The organism is Bacillus sp. FSL W8-0640, from assembly GCF_038007725.1.
GTDB lineage: Bacteria > Bacillota > Bacilli > Bacillales > Bacillaceae_G > Bacillus_A > Bacillus_A cereus.
Window position 1 is genome coordinate 4,155,142 of sequence record NZ_JBBOXT010000001.1, and the last position, 21,613, is coordinate 4,176,754.

Sequence of the window (21,613 nt, forward strand, 5' to 3'; positions counted from 1 at the left end):
ACATTATATCGAAATCTACAAGTAAAATCCATCTTTAGTTTAGGTTTTCACTTCAAAAACTAACCTTCTTCCCTTTTATTGCATATTGTATGTGTATATACCTAACTGAAGAAAGGAGGATTTCTCACATGTTTCCGAAATCCCCTACAAGGCAAATGTATCCGAATCCAGGGCAACAACCTTATACACCATATCCAATTCCACAACTACCACCAATGGCACAAAAAAAGAAAGGTTTTCTTGCTAAGCTTTTTAAAAAACACGATCCAACCGAGCCTTTTATGCAAATGGTTCCACCTTACCGACAAATGGAGGGGCAACCGATGATGCATCAGCAACCACCGCCGCCACAATATCAACAGCAATATCAGCAACAATATCCGCAGCAACATCAGCAACAATATCCGCAGCAACATCAGCAACAATATCAACCATACATGCAGCAACATCCTGAGCAAATGATACCGCCTCAAATGTATGAATCAAATGAAACGCGCGGCGGCGCAACTACAGCTGCCGCAACAGCAAGCAGTGGCATCGGCAGTTTCTTTTCGAACTTAATTTCGAATCCTACTAATATGATAAACAACATCGAAAAAGTATCCCAAGTCGTTCAATCTGTAGGTCCTGTCGTCGAACAGTATGGTCCTATTATGCGTAGTCTACCAAGCATTGTTAAAATCCTCACCTCTGGAAAAAGTACGGAAGAAAATCAAACGGAAAATGTAACAGAGCCAGTTGAGGTAGAAAGTCCGCCTCCTGCACCTCAAAAAAAGAAACGAAAACGAAAGAAAATAGTGATTGAACCTGTAATAGAAAAAGAGTTACCGAAAGAACCAGTTCAACAAACAGCAACAAAACCAAAACTATATGTGTAACAATCCTTTGTTTTCTATCCACTCCTCCTTTATAATGTAAAAGACTATGCACAAAAGTATCCCTTGTTTAGAAGGAGAGGATTACTCATATGAAAATTGTTAAAATTTCCCCTCGTGGTTATTGCTACGGTGTTGTCGATGCAATGGTAATTGCACGTAACGCTGCATTAGATAAATCATTGCCGAGACCCATTTATATTTTAGGTATGATTGTTCACAATAAACATGTTACAGACGCTTTTGAAGAAGATGGAATCATCACATTAGACGGTCCAAGTCGCTTAGAAATTTTAGATAAAATTGATTCTGGTACTGTTATTTTCACAGCACACGGTGTTTCTCCAGAAGTTAAACAACGCGCAAAAGAAAAAGGTTTAACAACAATCGATGCCACTTGCCCAGATGTTACCAAGACGCATGACCTTATCGAAGCTAAGAAAGCGGAAGGGTATCATGTCATTTATATCGGTAAAAAAAATCATCCAGAGCCAGAAGGCGCAGTTGGTATTGCACCTGACATCGTTCACCTTATCGAAAGAGCCGATGATTTAAAAACATTAGAAATCCCAACAGATAAAATTTTAGTAACAAATCAAACAACGATGAGTCAATGGGATGTTCAACATTTAATGGAGGACATTCAAAAAAAATTCCCAACAGCAGAATTCCATAAAGAAATTTGTTTAGCTACTCAAGTTCGCCAAGAAGCTGTCGCTAAACAAGCTGATGTTGCAGACTTAACAATTGTTGTTGGTGATCCGAAAAGTAACAATTCAAATCGCTTAGCACAAGTATCACAAGAAATCGCGGGTACAAAAGCATATCGAGTTGCTGATGTAAGCGAAATTCAATTAGAGTGGCTACAAGGTGTAGAAAACGTAGCTGTTACAGCAGGTGCTTCTACTCCAACGCCAATTACGAAAGAAGTTATCGCTTTCTTAGAGCAATATGACCCAATGAATCCCGCTACATGGGAAAGAGTTCGAAAAGTACCGTTACAAAAAATATTACCTCGCGTGAAAGTGAAAAAAGAACAATAATAAAAACCGTTGCTTACATGAGCAACGGTTTTTATTTTTCTTATACAAATATAAATGGATCTGTATGTAACTGCGAAGCATGAATGTGTACATTGAGTTTCTTTGCATCCACTTTTTCTTGTAATTGCTTTTGCACACCTTGTTTCATTACTTTTTCAACATTATGTCCTGGGTCAACTATATTTAAACCGAGCATCATCGCATCATGAGCAACATGATAGTACATGTCACCAGTTACATATACATCTGCTCCTTTAAATTTCGCTTGGTTTATATATTTATTACCATCTCCACCAAGTACAGCTACTTTACGCACTTTATCATCTAACTTACCGACAACTCTTGCGCCCTTCACGTCTAATGATTGTTTCACATGTTCTGCAAATTGGCCAAGCGTCATTTCTTCTTGTAAGTATCCTATTTTTCCTAGGCCTAACGTTTCACCTTTATTATCAAGCGGATACACATCGTACGCTACTTCTTCATAAGGGTGCGCCGTTACCATTGCTTTAATCACTTTCCGCTGTAAGGAAGCTGGAATAATCGTTTCGATTCGCACTTCTTCTACACGTTCTAACTGTCCAGTTTCCCCGATATAAGGATTTGTCCCCTCTTGAGGTACAAATGTGCCTGTACCCTCGCTACTAAACGTACAGTGGCTATAATTGCCGATATGACCAGCACCTGCGTCTCCTAATGCTTTCCTTACTTCTTCTGCATGAGTGACTGGCACAAACACAACAACTTTTTTCATTTCTTCTGCATATGTCGGTGCCAAAACTTCTGTATTTTGCAATCCTAACGCCTCAGCAAGTAAATCGTTTACCCCGCCCTTAGCAACATCCACATTTGTATGCGCTGCATAGATTGCAATATCATTTTTAATACACTTTTCAATAATTTTCCCATACACCTTATCTGTATGAATCGCTTTTAACGGGTTAAAAATTAAAGGATGATGAGCAATAATGACATTTGCCCCTAATTGAATTGCTTCATCCACAACTTCTTCCGTTACATCTAGCGCAATCAATACGTGCTGCACGGGTTTATTAAGCGCTCCAATCTGCAGACCAATCTTATCTCCTTCCATTGCCAAATGCTTCGGATACATACTTTCAAATAAAGAAATAATTTCATGGCCGTTTGGAATTTTACTCATGATAAAACCTCCCCTATCATTTTCATTTTCGCTTCTACTTCCCCACGCTTCGCTTTTGTTTCTTCAGAATCAGCCGCACGTTCTAACTGTTGTAAAATATTTTGGAAGTTTTTTAATTCTCCTTCCCATTTTTCAACGAAGGCTTCACTTTTTTCTGTTATTAAAAATGGTCCCATAAACAATTCAGCTTGTTTATTTTCAGAGTAAGGCGCTACAACATTTCCGCGCTCCCCTACTAAAATTTCGTAAATTTTCCCATCTTCTTTTACGATTTTTTCATGGATAAGCTCCCAACCATTCTCAATAAACCATTCACGAATATGATGCGCTGCAATATTAGGCTGTAAAATTAAACGTGTTACACCTTCTAATTTTTCTTTACCACTTTCTAAAATGTCACGAATTAACGCTCCGCCCATTCCGGCAACCGTAATTACATCTACTTCTCCTGGTGCGATAACAGCTAATCCATTCCCTTTACGCACATCTACTTTATCTTGTAAACCACTTTCAGCTACAGTTGCTTGCGCAGAGCGAAATGGTCCATCTACAACCTCTCCTGCAACTGCTTTTGTAGCAATATTATTTATAATTGTATAACACGGTAAATACGCATGATCCGATCCAATATCAGCAACTGTAGATCCTACTGGTATTTCACGTACAACTTCTTCTAATCGTTTTGAAAGCTTTACTTCATTCATGTATTTCCATTACTCCTTCTCTTGTCAGTCTGTCTCCATGATAATGAATTTATAGTAGTTGTTGCAAGCCCATAACAACAATTCACCGCTCTATCATTCATCGTATTTTAGAAAATATAGAAAAACAAGCCCTTTGCATAAGCAAAAGGCTTGTCATACGGAACTTTATTTTTTCTTCGATAACCAATCAGCTACTTTAGCGGCTTGATCAGCTGGAACTATATTGGCAGGCATATTGCCTTTTCCTTTCGAAAGAATTTCTTTAATTTCATCCTTTGAAAGTTTCCCACCAATTTTTTGTAAGTTAGGTCCAACTGCCCCTTGTAACTGATCACCATGGCAGCTCGTACAGCTTTGCTTCACAATATCTTCTGGTTTTGATGCCGTTTGTGCTGGCTTCCCGCCATTTTTTGCATCAGCTAACTCTTTAGATTTATTTAGCCCCTGAAATGAAAATACAAACATAACGATAATACCCAATGCTGCAATAAGAGCGAACGGAATCAGCGGATTACGTTTCATATCTCTTCTCCCCCCTCTATACCCCTAAATAGTTAGATGATTCAGTCATTTATATTGTACTTGAAAACGCTCTATCAGAAAAGAGCAAACTACTACTTGTTAAAAATATTCCATAAATTCAGTTTATTGTTTTTTATTGTCATATCGCTTATTATTTCGATAATTATTAACGTTTCTCATCATATTTTTCGCTTTTCTACATATATTTTTGTATATAATAAACAAAATTAATCGAAAAATCGAAAAATGAGCATTTGCAAATCAAAAGACAATTCTGTAAAATAAATTACAAGAAATTGTAATCGTTGCCCATAGCTAAATTTTAACAAAAATTAACAAAATAAAAAAGTTTACTTCACAAAAGTGAAGTAAACTTAAAAAATAACCTATTCTAAGAAATCCTTAAGACGCTTACTACGGCTTGGATGTCTTAATTTGCGAAGTGCTTTTGCTTCAATTTGACGAATACGCTCTCTCGTTACGCCGAATACTTTCCCAACTTCTTCAAGCGTACGAGTTCGTCCATCATCTAAACCGAAACGAAGACGTAGAACATTTTCTTCACGATCTGTTAGTGTATCTAACACATCTTCTAATTGTTCTTTTAGCAATTCATAGGCTGCATGGTCCGCAGGCGATGTTGCTTCTTGGTCTTCAATAAAGTCACCTAAATGGGAGTCATCTTCTTCACCAATTGGTGTTTCAAGAGAAACTGGCTCCTGTGCAATTTTTAAGATTTCACGTACTTTTTCTGGAGCAAGATCCATTTCCTCACCAATCTCTTCAGGAGATGGTTCGCGACCTAAATCTTGTAATAATTGACGTTGTACACGAATTAACTTATTAATCGTTTCAACCATATGAACTGGAATACGAATTGTTCGCGCTTGGTCTGCAATGGCACGTGTAATAGCTTGGCGAATCCACCAAGTTGCATACGTACTAAATTTGAAACCTTTACGATAATCGAACTTTTCAACAGCTTTAATTAGACCCATATTACCTTCTTGAATTAAGTCTAAGAAAAGCATACCACGGCCTACATAGCGCTTTGCAATACTTACTACAAGACGTAAGTTTGCTTCTGCAAGACGACGTTTCGCTTCTTCATCGCCTTCTTCAATACGCGTTGCAAGTCGAATTTCTTCTTCTGCAGATAGTAAGTCTACACGACCAATTTCTTTTAAATACATACGAACAGGATCGTTGATTTTAACCCCAGGTGGTACACTTAAATCATTGAGGTCAAACTCTTCTTCTGTTTTTGTAATTTGGCGATTATTAGGGCCTTCTTCGTTGTCATTATCACCAACTAAATCAATGCCTTGTTCACCTAAATATTCATAGTATTCATCCATTTGATCGGATTCAATTTCAAATCCATTCATGCGTTCTGCAATCTCTTCATATGTAAGAACGCCACGTTTTTTTCCGAGCTCAGTGAGTTGTTCTTTCACTTGCTCAAGGGTCATTTCAGTTTCAATTTGTTTAGAACGAGCTGGTTTGTCAGCCATCTGTTCCCCTCCTTACGCGAGATACAAACATTCATTATACTAAAACTTTATCAAAAAAGCTATTTTCTCGCTTTTTGATTTTGTAAATATGCTACATAATATTTAGCAGCCTCTACAGGATCTGTTTTTTCCATTTGTTTCACTTTAAAGATAATTTCCATCTTTTCAAGTTTTTCCTGATGCCGTCTAAGCGTCTCCAAATGGCCTTGCAACACTTCTTCTGTGTATTCTGGATTAATAAATTCATCCGTCGAAATATCAGTGATAATATTTTTCAACTTTTCATCAGAGAGCCAACTTAAAAATGTTCCAACTGAAGGTTCATTTCCCTTTTCATAATATGCGTATAGTTCATATAAAATCCCTTTATGTTCTTCTGTATGAAAATCTTCTATATGGGATTCCATACGAACAGCTACTTCTGCACTTTGCAACATATGGTAAATAATTTCTCTTTCCGCTCTTTCAAAACCTGTTAACTTCGGTTTTGTTTGAACGACTTGAGACGGTTTAGCAACCTGCTTTATTTGTTTTTGCTGTACCTTTTGTTCTTTGCGATATTGGTGCAATTGGTTCAAAAGTGTTTCCATTGAATACGAAAATTCTTGCGATAATGACTTCAAATATGACTCTGCCTGCATCGCATCTTGTAACAACGATAACTCTTTTAAAACACTCTTCACATATTCTTCTTTGCCAGACTCATCTTGCAAATTTTTCCCTAAACGCAAATAATTTATTTTAAAACCAACAAAACTCACACTTGATTTCACAAGATTTTCAAAAGCAGTAGTCCCATATTGTTGCACATATTCATCAGGATCAAGCTTATCTGGCAAGGATGTGACTTTCACTTGGCAACCAACTTTTAGCAATAATTGCCCTGCTTTCATCGTCGCTTCTCGCCCTGCTTTATCACCATCATAGCAAAGAACAACAGTTTCAACGTTACGTCGCAGAAGTTTTGCTTGTTCTTCAGTTAAAGCTGTTCCCATTGTCGCAACAGCTTCTTCCACACCACTTTTTACCGCAGCTAGTACATCGGCATATCCTTCGAAAAGAACCACTTGCCCACGCTTTCTAATAAACGGTCTTGCTTGGTGGAAGTTATACAACAATTTACTTTTGTGAAAAATCGGTGTTTCAGGGCTATTTAAATATTTCGGAGTGTCATCTCCTAACGCCCTTCCACTAAACGCTATCACCTTACCTTGTAACGTATAGATCGGGAACATAACTCTTCCACGGAAGCGATCATAATGACTACCATCCTTCTCACTTCTTATTAGAAGGCCAGCTTGTTCCATACTAGACAGCGATAAACCTCTTTTTTGTAAAATTTTCGTCGCTGCATCCCAAGCAGGTGATGCATAACCAATTTCAAACTTCTCAATCATCTCTTTCGTAATACCACGGTTTAATAAATATGAAAGTGCTTCATTTCCCTCTTCCGTATTTACTAATAAATGATGATAATACTTTTTCAATAATTCATGAGCTTGTTGCATGATGACAGTGTCATCAGATATGTCTTCTTGTTGTCCTTGCCCTGATGTATACTCTGCAACCGCAATTCCATTTCTTTCGCCTAGCTTTTGAACAGCCTCGGTAAAAGCCAGTCCTTCCATTTTCATTAGAAAGGAAAATACATTTCCACCTTCTCCACATCCGAAGCAATGAAAAATTTGCTTATCAGATGAAACAGAGAATGAAGGAGAATTCTCACCATGAAATGGACAAAGGCCGAAATAGTTACGCCCCTGTTTTCTAAGTTGAACGTATTCACCAATGACTTCTACAATATCGGATGATGTCCGAATCTGTTCAACAACTTCTTCGGGAATTCTGTTCCCCATAACTCCATCTCCGTGTCGTATTTTGTATTCGATATAAATTAAAAAATTCCTTTATAATTCGACAATATTTTTCTAAACTTGTTAGAAAGTGTTGCCGATTACATTGTATAAACGATTTTGAACCTTTCCTATAGGTCCTTTATCTGCATAAATCGCATATACATACTTGCTATATAAAATTGTATACATTTGCTCATCTGTTACAAATGTATCTCTTAGAAACAATACATACACACCTTTTTATAAGAAGAGTAGCAAGCCACATATACTGTTTGATCTTGAGATTTGTAACTTTTTCATGTTGATCCATATAACGATCAACTCCATTTTGTTCAGTATCTACAAAGATCCAATTGCCTTGCTATTTCCTTAAAGGATGAGCATATGATGCGACAAACAAAATTCCGACATGAAATTCCGCTCCAACTTGCACAATTTCAGCCTTCACGGGATATACATCTACACCAACTAATATGTTGTTGATGCTTTGCATATTTCTGTATTCTACATCCCTTCTGCGAATCCTTCCATAATGTGCGTTTTCTTGTATAGATTTTGTCGATTTAACGTAATTACATGTCTTTTTCGTAAATCCTATCCCTAGTTTATTCTGAAAAATTAAAGTCTAAACGTAAAATATAGGTTTTTATCACAATTTTTTATTATAATATATTTTCTTCAACTACGCTACATATCCCTTTATTTTTTCATCTTACATTTCAGGATGACAAACTCACACCTTGAATATACTAAAAGACAAAGGAGTATAAGTATAACCATTACACTACAATCTATTACAAAATCCATAGGTATCATATTTCACACGAGCGAAAAAAGCACATTCACCTTTGGTAAATGTGCTAAAACATTTTTTGGTTTTGCACTGCATTCACAATAATATTTGCTGTTTCTTCAATCGCTTTATTCGATACATCGATTACTTGGCAATTTATTTTACTAATTACTTCCTCAAAATGATTAATTTCTTCTTGAATACGATTAATATTTGCATATGTTGCTCCATCACTTAATCCAAGTGATTTTAATCGTTCTTTTCGAATATGATTTAACTTATCTGGCGTAATTTTCAAACCGAAACATTTTTCTTTTGCCACTTGATATAGTTCTTCAGGTGGGTCAACTTCTGGCACGAGTGGTACATTCGCAACTTTCAAGCGTTTGTTATGAGCTAAATATTGGGAAAGTGGTGTTTTTGATGTACGCGAAACACCAATCAACACGATATCCGCTTTTAAAATACCTCGTGCATCTCTGCCGTCATCATACTTCACAGCAAACTCAATCGCTTCAATCTTTTTAAAGTATTCTTCATCTAACCTACGGACAACGCCTGGCTCATATCTCGGCACTTGCCCCGTAATTTCTTCTATTTGATCAATAAGAGGGCCGATAATATCGTATGCCTCTACCCCTTCTTTTGCAGCCTCTGTTACTAAATATTTGCGCATATCAGGCTTAACTAACGTAAAACATATAAGTGCTTGATTACTCTTAGCAATCGAAATCACTTCTTTTAGTGTCCCTGTATCTTCTACATATGGTACACGTCTAATATCAGGAGCAAACGGGAATTGCCCCATTGCTGCTCGAACAACCAAATCAGCCGTTTCCCCTACAGAGTCAGATACGACATATACGATTTTATTATCCATTACATTACCTCACTTTAAACAAATTACACTTATTCGTTATTTACTAAATTTACAAACGCACGTGTAATATTTGTTTTTGTAATTCGCCCAATCACTTCTAAACCTTGTTTCGTATCTTTTACAACTGGCATTGCATCAATCTGTCTTTCTATTAATTCCATCGCAATATCATATAAAGAATCCTCTCTACGACACATCGCAATGTTTGGCATCCTTGTCATGATAATATTAACCGGAAGAGAGGTTAAATCCTGCTTTCCTAAGCTCGCTCTTAATAAATCTTTACGAGACACAACACCAACTAATAGAGTCATCTGATCTACAACGAACAATGTACCAACGTCCTCTAAAAACATCGTACAAATTGCATCGTATACGGAAACATTTTTATCAATTACAACCGGTCTAGATTGATAATCTTGTACTTTAATTTTCTTAACAGCTTCAGATAATAGCTGCCCCCCAGTTTTACCCGTATAAAAATAACCTACGCGTGGACGTGCTTCTAAATAACCAGCCATCGTTAAAATTGCTAAGTCTGGTCTTAGCGTCGCACGTGTTAGACCCAATTGCGCTGCAATTGATTCCCCTGTAATAGGACCGTGATCTTTTACAATCTGAATGATATGTTCTTGCCGTTTATTCAGCTCTATGATAATCACCACCTTTAATGCACAACGAAAAAAGTTATACTATCTCTTAAATATTATATACTAAATATGCTATTCGAAAAAGAAAGTATGTAAAAAGGACCGTATACGGCCCAAAATTATATTTGAAACTTATCAAGTTGTTCTAAAAAACGTCTTGATTTCAAATAAATTCCGCAATATTCATCATAATATGTATTCAATACTAAACGCATTTGTTTTTTTGTGCTATCCTTTACCGATACATTTCCGAGCCTATGTAAATCGAAATGGAAGAAAAGACGTAATAATTTATGAACAGCTTCTCCTACCGGTATACGATACGGGTCTTGCTCTGCATGACGTGAGCACAGAAAACCGCCTTCCCTAACGGAGAAGGCGACAAAGTCTGTTTCTTGATGACAAATCGCACATGTATCAAAGTACGGGCGCATCCCTAATACCGGAAGCATTTTCGTTTGATAAATTAATGATAATACTTCTGGATCAACACCCTCACACATATAATGCAACGTTTGATATAACATTTCAAATAAATACGGATTATGTTTTTTATCTTCTGTTGCTTTATCAGTTAATTCAACAATAAATGATGCATAAGCAGTTAAAAATATATCCTCGCGAATTTCTTTCATAGTTGAAATAATCTCGCCTTGTTGCAATGTTCCAAGCCCAGATCCCATTTGAATAAGAAACTGGCCATGTGTCATTAATTGCGACACAGATGCTAATCGGCTTTTCGGTTTTTTTGCCCCTCTTGCCATTGCACTTACCTTACCAAGTTCTCTTGAGAATATTGTAACAATCTTGTTCGTTTCTCCGTAATCTGTCGTACGGATAACGATGCCCTCAACTTTTTGAAACATGTTCGTCACCATCCAAGGTTTGAACAAAACGGGTCAAGAAATTGGAGAGTCTAGATGCGCTAGCTCCTCTTCATGTTGATCCATCTCATCGTTTACGTCTTTTTCCATTTCTTTCAAAAGCAAGTACGTTTCAATGCTTCCTGTTTTGGAGAAAAACTTCCAGGTAAAATCTAGCATAAGAATCCACCTTTCTCAATAAGCGTAGCCTATAAACCAATTTCCTTTGTTGTTATTAAATTGACCCATTTTGTCCATTTTCATGTGAGAAAAATTTTTCCTAATTTATCAAAGTTCATAAAAACCAATAATCAGTGGATGAACCAACCATCCACTGATTACAGCTTGACTCTATTTTAGTACTCATCCTCGCGGAAACCTAGGTCACGAAGCTGAGACATTTTATTACGCCAATCTTTTTGCACTTTTACCCATACTTCTAAAAATACTTTAGAACCAAGTAGCGCTTCAATATCAAAACGAGCTCGCTTACCAACTTCTTTTAACATTTTCCCTTGTTTTCCGATGATGATTCCTTTTTGTGATGCACGTTCAACAACAATCGTTGCATTTATATAAACTGCCCCGCCCTCACGCTTTTGAATCGCATCGATAACAACAGCCACAGAATGCGGCACTTCTTCACGTGTTAAATGTAGTACTTTCTCACGAATAAGCTCTGCAATAATAAATCTCTCCGGATGATCCGTTACTTGATTATCTGGATAGTATTGTGGTCCTTCTGGTAAATACTTTTTAATTGTTCCAATTAAAGCGTCCACATTATTACCGTCTAACGCAGAAATTGGTACAATCTCTGCAAACTCATGTAGTTTACGATATTGATCAATTAACTCTAGTAATTGCTCTGGATGAAGTTGGTCAATTTTATTAATTACTAAAAATACTGGTTGTTTCGTTTCTTTTAACTTCTCGATGATGAATTCTTCACCACGACCAAAGCCTTCGACAGCATTAACCATAAACAGAACGATATCAACTTCTTTTAATGTCGTTTGCGCCATCTTCACCATGAAGTCGCCTAGTTTATGTTTAGGTTTATGTATTCCTGGTGTATCAATGAAAATAACTTGTGCATCATTTTCTGTATATACACCTTGAATTTTATTACGAGTCGTTTGTGGCTTATCACTCATAATAGCAATTTTCTGGCCGATAATACGATTTAAAAATGTAGATTTCCCAACATTCGGTCTGCCAATAATAGAGACAAAACCTGATTTATAACCTTTTCTATTCATGTAAATCCTCCGCTAAAAATGCTCCTGGTAACAATTCTCCGACTGTCGTCTCTTGAACGTCACCATGTAAATTTGTTAAGTATACTTTCGTATCCTGTTTACATAATTCTACCATAACTTGTCGACATGCTCCACAAGGAGGTACTGGGCGCTTTGTATCTGCTACAACCGCAATGGCTACAAATTCTTTATCTCCTTCAGAAACCGCCTTAAATAAAGCTGTTCTTTCAGCACAATTACATAAGCCATATGATGCATTCTCAACATTACATCCACGATATACTTTTCCATCGCGCGTTAATAGTGCTGCACCTACTTGAAATTTAGAATATGGTACGTACGCTTGTTTACGCGCTTCGATTGCTTCTAGAATTAATTGTTTACTATTCATATTCCCGCATCCTTCCTGTTCACAGCTATGAAGAGGTACACTCTCTCATTAAAGCCCCTTACAGCACTTCCAAAGCTTAATAAAAGCTTCGGAATGCAACTATACCATATACGGTAAAAAGATAATAGCACCAATTATAACAGCTATAATTGCAAACAATAAAACCGCTCCTGCCGCAACATCCTTTGCAATTTTTGCAAATGGATGAATATCGGCAGTCGCTAAATCTACTGTTTTTTCCACAGCCGTATTTACCATTTCTAAACTCATTACACTCCCTATTACAATAAGTAATATCATCCACTCTGTTCTCGTAATATGGAAATAAAAGCCGCAGCATATAACAATGACTGCGGCTAAATAATGGATTTTCATATTTCGCTCATGACGAAAACAAAAGAATATACCAGCTATAGCATATCCAAAACTATCTATAAGTTTTCCTTTTTTCATCGTCCTAATCCAAAAGCTTCTAAAATTTCTTTTTGTCTTCCGAACATTTCTTTTTCATCTTCTTCTGTCATGTGATCATAACCAAGTAAATGTAAAAAGCCATGTAATGCCAAAAATCCAAGTTCACGATCGAAAGAATGTCCGTACTCTTCAGCTTGCTCTTTCGCCCTTGGAATAGAGATAATAAGATCACCTAACATGCGTGGCATCTCTGCACCAACAATCTCCATTTCTCCTTCTCCCATTTCTTCCATCGCAAAGGATATTACATCTGTAGGTTGATCTTTATCTCGGTAATCACGATTAATTTCTCTAATGCGCTCATTATCTACAAATGTCACCGATACCTCCGCACCATCCTCGATATTTTCCATTTGAGCTGCTTTTTCTAACACTTCACGAATTAAACTCATATACGCTTCTTTTACTTCTTCTGTTTCATCAATAAAATCAATTAACAAACTCATTCTTTCTCCTTTTCTTCCGGAAGTTCCGGATATGTAATACGCGAATGGAAAATACCATTTAACGTTTCACACAACGTTTTTCCAACGATTTGTAGTTCCTTAAACGTCAAATCACATTCACTAAATTGACCGTCTTGTAGTCGATCTTTAATAATACTTTGCACCAAATTATTAATTTGTTCTGGCGTTGGGTGATTCATAGAACGTACCGCAGCTTCTACACTATCAGCAATACCAACAATTGCCGATTCTTTCGAAGTTGCTTTTGAACCTGGATAACGGAACATCTCTTCTGTATATTTTTCTTTATCTTCTTTAATAGCTTTATAATAAAAATATTTCAGTAACGTTGTACCGTGATGTTGCCCAGCGATATCAATAATTTCTTGTGGAATATGATATTCTTCGAGCATTCTTACTCCATCCGTTACGTGAGCAATTATAATATCTTTACTCGTTACAGGATCTAATTTATCATGCGGGTTTTCAATTCCCATTTGGTTTTCAATAAAAAATTGCGGTTGTACTGTTTTTCCTACATCATGATAATATGCCCCTACACGCGCTAATACACCATTTGCCCCGACTGCTTCACAAGCAGCCTCAGAAAGATTCGCTACCATTACACTATGATGATATGTCCCTGGCGCTTCTAACAAAATTCTGCGTAAAAGCGGATGATTTGGACTTGATAGTTCCATAAGCTTCATGCTTGATACGATTCCAAGTCCACTTTCTAAATATGGTAAAATCCCCATAGCCAAAACGGATGATATAATCCCTGAAAGTGAAGCCATTAATAATTGCGTACCAATTTCAAGAGGCGAAAAATTCCCATTACGTAATAATAAGAGCGCCGCCAATACGACTACATTTAATACAGAAACGAGTATACCAGCTTGTAAAATCATTGTACGACGATTTTTTTCTCGCAAGAAAATACTAACCGATAATGAACTTAACAATACGTAAATCCCTACACTATAATTTAATGTACTCGTTACTCCTTCATTAAACATAATACTTCCGCATACAGAAAAAATCATACTCGTTAAAAAGACAAATCGATCACCAATCATTAGTTTTACAAGTATTGTTCCCATCGCAACTGGGACAACATATGCAATCCCCGCGTATTCAAGTTTTTGAAACAAACTAATGATTTTCATTAAGACGATTGTGATAGACAAAATTGTAATATACGCTAAAACATACGGTCTATCTTCTCTTTTTCTCTTTAAAAATAATTCAAATTGTTTATGCATAAAGTATAGTAACACACCAATGAGTACCGCTAATCCAACATAAGGTTGAAAGCCGTTCCCTTTTTCTAACAAACCAACTAATTTCAACTGATTATACACATCACTTGAAATTGTTTCACCTTCTCTAACAAGAACTTGTCCTTGAAGAATATAAACAGGTGGAACTAAATCTTCCTCTGCTTTTCTCTTCTCTTTCGTTAAGATCGGGTCATAAAAATAGTTTGCTGAAATTGCATATCTTCCTAGCGCCTTAATTGACTCTTTTAAACCATTATCAACATTAACACTATTCATCTCACTTACATATCGTTCTTTCGCATCTTTCAATTCGTCCATTTTAATATGCTCAGTCATGATACTATTAATCGCTGTGACCGCAGCATCTTTCGCTAATACTAATTGGCTCGAATCTGCATTAATCAAACTTAGTAAGTTTGAATCAGATAATTCTTTCGTTAAGTCAGCGGGTAGTTTCTTTTTTAACTTCTCCACTTTCTCAGCATCAGTCATCTTTTTTTGATCATCCGGTCCAACAGCTTTAATCTCTTGCACCACTTCATCCACTTTAGCAAAGACGTCATTCACAATATCAACTTTGTTTTGTTTATACTCACTTTTATATGTATATTGATCTTCAACTTTTGTAGCGGCTTCTTTTTTCTTTTTATCCGTTGTAACTTTATCTTCAATTTTTATAGGAGAATGGATTGTCTTTTTCGCAATAGAATACATATTAACATCTAATTGCTCTGGTTTTACATTATTCATAAGCGCAAAAAACAGCACTGCTCCTAATACAACGTAAGAAATCCAACTTAGTTTTTTCGAATGTTGTAAATTACGAAACCACTTAGAAATTTCTTGAGATCTTGACATGATTTCAATACCTTCTCCTCTCCAGAAATAAAGTGAAACTATTTATAGCTTTCATTTCTTCTACCAAACGATACTTTGAGGCAACATTTTATACACTAGTACCTATAGTTTATTTTCCTTATCTTTCATGATAGTAAAAAATATGACGTTCGCCAACCTTATCATACAAAAAGAAATGATCCTGACAAATAGGATCATTCCATTTTATCATATGCCTCAATAATACGTTGCACCAATGGATGTCTCACAACGTCCGTTTGTTCTAATGTAATAAATGACAGACCTGATACACCAGATAAAATATTAGCAGCTATAGATAGCCCTGATTTTACCCCTTTTGGCAAGTCTACTTGTGAAGGGTCCCCTGTAATAACCATTTTAGAACTAAAACCTAATCTTGTTAAAAACATTTTTATTTGAGCACCCGTTGTATTTTGAGCCTCATCTAAAATAACAAATGAATCATCAAGCGTACGCCCCCTCATATAAGCAAGCGGCGCGATTTCAATTACTCCTCGCTCCATCATACGCTGCGTATATTCTTGTCCAAGAATATCATGTAAGGCATCATATAATGGGCGTAAGTATGGATCTACCTTCTCTTTCAAATCCCCTGGTAAAAAACCTAAATTTTCTCCAGCTTCTACAGCAGGTCTTGTTAAAATAATTTTCTTTACATACCCTTGTTTTAAAGCCCTCACAGCCATTACTACAGCTAAGTATGTTTTTCCAGTTCCTGCAGGCCCTATCCCAAAGACAATATCATTCTTCTTCATCGCATGAATATATCGTCTTTGCCCCATTGTTTTTACACGAATGGATTTACCTTTTGCAGTCTTGAAAATTTCTTCTTCATATAACTCTTCAAATTGAGCAATTTTCCCTTGTTGTGCAAGCTGAATTGCATACGCAACATCTCTCTCTGAAATTGATATACTTTTACGAATTACAACAAGTAATTGCTGTAAGATTTTTTCTACGAGTGTCACCGTTTCAACTGCCCCAGATACATGAACAGTTTCTCCTCTAGTTACGATCGATACATTCAGTTCTCGTTCAATTACTTTTAAATGTGCATCATTGACTCCAAAAAGAGCGATTGCTTCGTTAGTATTTTCCAATTGTTGGTTCATTTCTACTAATTGTTCTGCCATTACTCAGTCTCCTTGAATATCGGATTCGGATATTGGTTGTGGCTCTGCAATATTTTCAACCACAGTATAATGCAATGTGACCTTTAGTTGACCCGCCTCAACCTCTTTACTCAAAATCTTATCACTTACAATCATAGCATGTTCATCCAATTTTTTCTTTAGTTCTTTTTCGGCCATCTCTTTCGCTACTTTCAGCGCTTGCTTTTCTGTATATTCTCGATTCGCTTCTTCCTCTTCTCTCACAACATCTTTTTCATATGCAATCGGCAGTGTAAAACCAAATAATTTCACATCATGCTTTACACTTTCAGTACGAGAGCGTTTATACTTATCATGCTGAAATCCCCATATTTTTATTTTCGTATCCCAAAATTTAAGAAAATGTTCATTGTATACATTACCAGTATACACTTGGAATTGCGTCTTTAACGGGACATCCACCTTAGATGTATACCACGTTTCTCCATACACAATACCTTTCGCTGAAACAATCGTCGGACTTTCCTCATTACCATATATTCCTGATACGAGAATCTGCCCTTTTTCTACATGATCATTTTTCAGTACAACCGGCTTTCCAACTTCTACGAACGTCTTTGTAATAATCGCTTCTTTTTTTGCTACTAAATTTTGCGGCCTTTGTTCCTTTTCTTTCTTCGGTTCGTTTTTTTCAACAATTTTAAAATGATACGTCGTTCCTCTTACTTCTAGTCCCGCCCAAGTAATGGCATTAATATTATCTGTCAAATGGCGTTGTACATCTTCTACATTCGGCATTTGAAATTGTAGTTTCCCTTTTTTAATACCCATTTTATCCAATTCTTTCATCAATATATATTCCGTTTCAGGTTTTGCTCCTGTAATTTCAATTTTCCAAACCATATTTGACATTGCAATCACACCAAAAAAGAAAATTAAAAAACCAATTAAAAATCCACTATTTTTAATTAAACGCTTATTCCAAAAAGGAAAACCATAACGTCCAATAAAATATAATTTACATTCATTTTTTCTATAAATTGGTTTTATTTTTTTCACATCGCGTAACAACATACAAAAAACTAACGTTTCATCAGCTATCTTTTTAACATCCCAAACTAATAAATTCCTCCGTACACATTCATTAACAAACCGTTCCGCTCCTCTACCTTCAATTCGCACTTTTACATATCCAAGCCACTTTATAAACCATTTATTTTTCATTTACCACCTTCACTACCTTTCTAAAAGTAGATATACTACTTTTTATTTGAAACATTAAAATAGCTCGTACTAAAATGAAACCGAGTAAAACTGTAATCAGTCTCTATCAACGGAACTTTTACAGGATAAAGAAGAAAAACTTCACAAATGGAAGTTTCACTTCAATCACCTTTTTTTTCATTTTCTAAAAATGTTACTTGCTCAATTATCCCTTCGAGCAAAAGCTCTTCTGGAAGAATCGTTTTAATAACAAAGGATTGTCCTTTAATTAATAATTGACCGTGTTTTAAAAGTAATCGCACTTCTTTATCTGAAAACACTAATAACCCCCGATGATTTTCTATATAAATATGTATTTGCCCAACAAGAGTAATCCGAGGTAGATCCATTAATACATCCACTGGTAGGTCTACTTGTTTTGTCAACCAATTTTTCATTTGTTCTAATTTCTTCATCTCGAAAGACCCCCTCTCATCCCATATATATGTATTTCTTCACAAGTGCCTATCGTGTTATAACGACTTCACTAACATAACTATATTCTGTAAGAGTTCATATCATGTTAATTAAAACAGCCGCTATATGAAATCATATTTGTCAGGACAATGATGGATCAGAGGATGTTACCTTTAATAATAGAAGTATTAATACAAGAATATGCGCCCCTACAGGATATCAGTACAAGTTACATTAAGAAATTGAGCCTAGCGAGAAGTTAGAAACTTGAAAAAAACTGTTACAATTCGTTCTGGATGTGACATACTGACCATAGAATAAGTAGTTGTCATTTATTGGACAAATGAGATAAAGTGAAACTTTAATCCCCCCTCACCAATCGGGCTGCCCGTTAATGAGGGATAAAATCAAAAAAAAAGAAAATTTCTCCACTCTGAATGTTACGTTGTAAGTAAGAATATTTTATAGATGGTTGTTATATGAATTTCAAAAAATATTAGGGTTCATTAAAAAATGAATTAATAAATGAGGAAATACGAAAGTAAATTGGCTTTAGTCAAGAAATTTCGAATGTTATAAAACAAATTATCGACAGTAATATCCGGCCATTTTATGCAACTGATGCAAAATCTAAAATAGTTAGAATCTCTTTCGTTACCTTTGAGGATTATGCTGAAGAGCAAGCTATAAAACTTCAATCTGATTTTCAGAAGGTTCGGTACTTAGCTTTTATTTGCGAAAGAAGTTTTAGTCAAGGAAGTAAGAATAGGTGTAGAATCGGAATTATACAAGGAAATAATAAATTGAAACTTTAACTAGAGGGGTTTCTATCACTTATAGAAACCCTTTTTAAGCAATATAGCGTTTCTCCTTAATAAGAACAATAAAAAAACGTCTCATACGAAATGAGACGTTTTTTTACGCTAATAGCTGGATAACCAGCTTATTCACAAGTGATCCGTCTGTTTTACCTTTTACTTTCGGCATAACAGCAGTCATCACCTTACCCATATCTGCTTTAGAAGTCGCACCAACTTCAGAAATAACTTGCTTGATTACATCAACTAGTTCTTCTTCAGTTAATTGCTCTGGCAAATATGCGCTTAAAATCTGAATTTCACTTTGCAGTTTATTAACAAGGTCTTCACGACCAGCTTTTTTAAATTCAAGGAGGGAGTCCTTATACTGTTTTACTTCACGAGCTAAAACTGTTATTTCCTCTTCTTCAGTAAGAGTATGTTGCAGTTTAATACCTTCATTTTGTAAAGCAGCCTTAACCATACGAATAACGGTTAATTTTTCTTTTTGTTTATTCTTCATCGCTTGTTTCATATCATCGTTTAAACGACCGAGAAGACTCATAACTTACACCCTCTCTTAGAATTTACGCTTTCTTGCCGCTTCAGATTTCTTCTTACGTTTTACACTTGGTTTTTCATAAAACTCGCGCTTTCTTGCTTCAGCAAGTGTACCAGTTTTAGAAACCGATCTTTTAAAACGGCGAAGTGCATCCTCCAAAGACTCGTTTTTACGAACGACTGTTTTTGACATTCTCTTTCCCTCCCTCCGAAACATCACACTTACATACTAACTTCAGCATGCAAAAAGAAACACTTCTTCAGCATGTCTTTTACGATTATAATACATTTTATCACTTCAGGTCAACTATTTGGCAGAATAAAAGAAGAATAGAAGCATTTCCTTTTCAAAAGTTATGCAAATAGCTAGTATCCTTTACTGATGAAGACAACTATATTTTTATCATTTCATCTTTTTTCATACAGGGATGCATGAAACGCCTCCCCACCTTATAGTACTTAACCGCTTCAAATAAAGAAAGCATGCAAACCGTTTCCGGTTGCACGCTCTTTTTATGCGCTAGCTGATTCTTTTTTTACATCATCTTCAAGAACACGAACAAATTGCGCTTCGTTATATGGATAACCAGCTTTCGTAATTTTCACTTTCACTAGCTTACCAATTAATTCTTCTGATCCTTCAAATACAATTTTCAAGTAGTTATCTGTATACCCTACATATAACCCTTCACGGTCGCCGTCTTTAAATTGCTCTTCTGGAATGATTTCAAGCACTTCACCTTCAAACGCTGATGCATATTCTTTCGCTAATTGATTAGATAGCTCAATTAAACGATGAACACGATCATTCTTCACATCTTCAGGAACTTGATCTTCCATGCGTGCTGCAGGTGTTCCTGTACGTTTTGAGTAAGGGAACACATGTAACTCAGAGAAGCGGTTCTCTTTAATGAAATTGTATGTTTCCATGAATTCTTCTTCTGTTTCACCTGGGAAACCAACGATTACGTCAGATGTAATCGCAAGGCCTGGTAACGCTTCTTTCAAACGATCTAAACGCTCTTGGAAGAACTCCATCGTATATTTACGACGCATACGTTTTAATACAGTATTAGAACCAGATTGCAACGGAATATGCAAGTGGCGTACAACTACTTCAGATTTATCTAACACTTCAATTACTTCATCTGAAATTTGACTCGCTTCAATAGAAGAAATACGAAGACGTTTTAATCCGCCTACTTCCGCTTCCATATCACGAAGTAATCCAGCTAAGTTATAATCTTTTATGTCTTCGCCGTATCCACCTGTATGAATACCCGTTAATACGATTTCTTTATAGCCTGCATCCACTAATTGTTGTGCTTGTTTAATAACTTCTTTTCCATCACGAGAACGCATTAAACCACGCGCCCAAGGAATGATACAGAATGTACAGAAGTTATTGCAACCCTCTTGTATTTTTAAAGACGCACGTGTACGATCCGTGAAATAAGGTACATCAAGTTCTTCATACACACGTGTTTTCATAATATTACGGACAGCATTAATTGGTTGACGCTCTTTACGGAATTCTTCGATGTAACCTAACATCTTTTCACGATCCTGTGTACCAACTACAATATCTACACCCGGAATCGCCATAATTTCAGCTGGAGATGTTTGTGCATAACATCCCGTTACGCAAATAACTGCATCTGGATTTTGACGCACAGCACGTCTGATTACTTGACGGCTTTTTTTGTCCCCAGTATTCGTTACTGTACATGTGTTAATAACATATACATCAGCTTTCTTTTCATATTCTGTTCTTTCATAACCACCTTGTTTAAACAATTGCCAAATGGCTTCTGTTTCATAGTGGTTTACTTTACAACCTAACGTATGGAACGCAACAGTTGACAT

General features: G+C 36.1%; 23 protein-coding genes. 2 read left to right on the forward strand and 21 right to left on the reverse strand.

Annotated features, from left to right (window positions below; genetic code table 11):
- The first annotated feature begins 128 nt into the window (after positions 1 to 128).
- The gene (gene vrrA / locus N2V80_RS21465; RefSeq protein WP_061654480.1) at positions 129 to 878 is read left to right on the forward strand and encodes a VrrA/YqfQ family protein; all 750 of its coding nucleotides are present in this window, start codon (positions 129 to 131) and stop codon (positions 876 to 878) included.
- 89 nt (positions 879 to 967) lie between these two features.
- The gene (locus N2V80_RS21470) at positions 968 to 1,918 is read left to right on the forward strand and encodes a 4-hydroxy-3-methylbut-2-enyl diphosphate reductase (RefSeq protein ID WP_000706659.1); all 951 of its coding nucleotides are present in this window, start codon (positions 968 to 970) and stop codon (positions 1,916 to 1,918) included.
- 40 nt (positions 1,919 to 1,958) lie between these two features.
- On the opposite strand, the gene N2V80_RS21475 is transcribed toward N2V80_RS21470, so the two are convergent.
- From N2V80_RS21475 to mtaB, 21 genes are all read right to left on the reverse strand, one after another.
- Positions 1,959 to 3,080, reverse strand: a complete 1,122-nt coding sequence (locus N2V80_RS21475; RefSeq protein WP_000036233.1) for a Nif3-like dinuclear metal center hexameric protein — start codon at positions 3,078 to 3,080, stop codon at positions 1,959 to 1,961.
- Entirely contained in the window at positions 3,077 to 3,784 is a 708-nt protein-coding gene (locus N2V80_RS21480) for a tRNA (adenine(22)-N(1))-methyltransferase (RefSeq protein WP_061654481.1), read from the reverse strand. Before N2V80_RS21480 ends, N2V80_RS21475 begins: the two co-directional genes overlap by 4 nt.
- 165 nt (positions 3,785 to 3,949) lie before the next feature.
- On the reverse strand, positions 3,950 to 4,306 hold the full coding sequence (gene cccA / locus N2V80_RS21485; protein WP_000828141.1) for a cytochrome c550: 357 nt from the start codon (positions 4,304 to 4,306) through the stop codon (positions 3,950 to 3,952).
- Positions 4,307 to 4,692: 386 nt separating this feature from the next.
- On the reverse strand, positions 4,693 to 5,820 hold the full coding sequence (gene rpoD, locus N2V80_RS21490) for an RNA polymerase sigma factor RpoD (RefSeq protein WP_000764066.1): 1,128 nt from the start codon (positions 5,818 to 5,820) through the stop codon (positions 4,693 to 4,695).
- 59 nt (positions 5,821 to 5,879) lie between these two features.
- A complete protein-coding gene (dnaG, locus tag N2V80_RS21495) occupies positions 5,880 to 7,676 on the reverse strand; it encodes a DNA primase (protein ID WP_000528221.1) in 1,797 nt (598 codons plus the stop codon).
- An 81-nt stretch (positions 7,677 to 7,757) separates the two neighbouring features.
- A complete protein-coding gene (locus tag N2V80_RS21500; RefSeq protein WP_000479733.1) occupies positions 7,758 to 7,901 on the reverse strand; it encodes a hypothetical protein in 144 nt (47 codons plus the stop codon).
- 635 nt (positions 7,902 to 8,536) lie between these two features.
- Positions 8,537 to 9,349, reverse strand: a complete 813-nt coding sequence (locus N2V80_RS21505; RefSeq protein ID WP_000368937.1) for a pyruvate, water dikinase regulatory protein — start codon at positions 9,347 to 9,349, stop codon at positions 8,537 to 8,539.
- Between the two features lie 29 nt (positions 9,350 to 9,378).
- Positions 9,379 to 10,011 carry a helix-turn-helix transcriptional regulator gene (locus N2V80_RS21510; RefSeq protein ID WP_000583756.1) on the reverse strand — a complete coding sequence of 211 codons (633 nt, stop codon included), beginning with the start codon at positions 10,009 to 10,011 and terminating at the stop codon, positions 9,379 to 9,381.
- A 107-nt stretch (positions 10,012 to 10,118) separates the two neighbouring features.
- Positions 10,119 to 10,865, reverse strand: coding sequence for a DNA repair protein RecO (gene recO, locus N2V80_RS21515; RefSeq protein ID WP_000487013.1), 747 nt, complete (start codon positions 10,863 to 10,865; stop codon positions 10,119 to 10,121).
- Between the two features lie 33 nt (positions 10,866 to 10,898).
- Positions 10,899 to 11,042, reverse strand: coding sequence for a YqzL family protein (locus N2V80_RS21520; RefSeq protein ID WP_000883924.1), 144 nt, complete (start codon positions 11,040 to 11,042; stop codon positions 10,899 to 10,901).
- Positions 11,043 to 11,218: 176 nt separating this feature from the next.
- A complete protein-coding gene (era, locus tag N2V80_RS21525; RefSeq protein WP_001080229.1) occupies positions 11,219 to 12,124 on the reverse strand; it encodes a GTPase Era in 906 nt (301 codons plus the stop codon).
- The gene (locus N2V80_RS21530) at positions 12,117 to 12,515 is read right to left on the reverse strand and encodes a cytidine deaminase (RefSeq protein WP_001086282.1); all 399 of its coding nucleotides are present in this window, start codon (positions 12,513 to 12,515) and stop codon (positions 12,117 to 12,119) included. Before N2V80_RS21530 ends, era begins: the two co-directional genes overlap by 8 nt.
- Before the next feature lie 99 nt (positions 12,516 to 12,614).
- Positions 12,615 to 12,968, reverse strand: a complete 354-nt coding sequence (locus tag N2V80_RS21535) for a diacylglycerol kinase family protein (RefSeq protein ID WP_000715469.1) — start codon at positions 12,966 to 12,968, stop codon at positions 12,615 to 12,617.
- On the reverse strand, positions 12,965 to 13,435 hold the full coding sequence (gene ybeY / locus N2V80_RS21540) for an rRNA maturation RNase YbeY (protein WP_000054679.1): 471 nt from the start codon (positions 13,433 to 13,435) through the stop codon (positions 12,965 to 12,967). Before ybeY ends, N2V80_RS21535 begins: the two co-directional genes overlap by 4 nt.
- The gene (locus tag N2V80_RS21545) at positions 13,432 to 15,576 is read right to left on the reverse strand and encodes an HD family phosphohydrolase (protein WP_000091514.1); all 2,145 of its coding nucleotides are present in this window, start codon (positions 15,574 to 15,576) and stop codon (positions 13,432 to 13,434) included. The genes ybeY and N2V80_RS21545 overlap by 4 nt, the downstream gene beginning before the upstream one ends.
- 194 nt (positions 15,577 to 15,770) lie before the next feature.
- Positions 15,771 to 16,730, reverse strand: a complete 960-nt coding sequence (locus N2V80_RS21550) for a PhoH family protein (RefSeq protein WP_000840520.1) — start codon at positions 16,728 to 16,730, stop codon at positions 15,771 to 15,773.
- A gap of 3 nt (positions 16,731 to 16,733) precedes the next feature.
- On the reverse strand, positions 16,734 to 17,933 hold the full coding sequence (gene yqfD / locus N2V80_RS21555) for a sporulation protein YqfD (RefSeq protein WP_000792500.1): 1,200 nt from the start codon (positions 17,931 to 17,933) through the stop codon (positions 16,734 to 16,736).
- A gap of 161 nt (positions 17,934 to 18,094) precedes the next feature.
- Positions 18,095 to 18,388 carry a sporulation protein YqfC gene (gene yqfC, locus N2V80_RS21560; protein WP_000732269.1) on the reverse strand — a complete coding sequence of 98 codons (294 nt, stop codon included), beginning with the start codon at positions 18,386 to 18,388 and terminating at the stop codon, positions 18,095 to 18,097.
- A gap of 919 nt (positions 18,389 to 19,307) precedes the next feature.
- A complete protein-coding gene (locus tag N2V80_RS21565) occupies positions 19,308 to 19,751 on the reverse strand; it encodes a GatB/YqeY domain-containing protein (protein WP_000054562.1) in 444 nt (147 codons plus the stop codon).
- A gap of 15 nt (positions 19,752 to 19,766) precedes the next feature.
- Entirely contained in the window at positions 19,767 to 19,940 is a 174-nt protein-coding gene (gene rpsU, locus N2V80_RS21570; RefSeq protein WP_000048061.1) for a 30S ribosomal protein S21, read from the reverse strand.
- 320 nt (positions 19,941 to 20,260) lie between these two features.
- Positions 20,261 to 21,613, reverse strand: coding sequence for a tRNA (N(6)-L-threonylcarbamoyladenosine(37)-C(2))-methylthiotransferase MtaB (mtaB, locus tag N2V80_RS21575; RefSeq protein WP_000108679.1), 1,353 nt, complete (start codon positions 21,611 to 21,613; stop codon positions 20,261 to 20,263).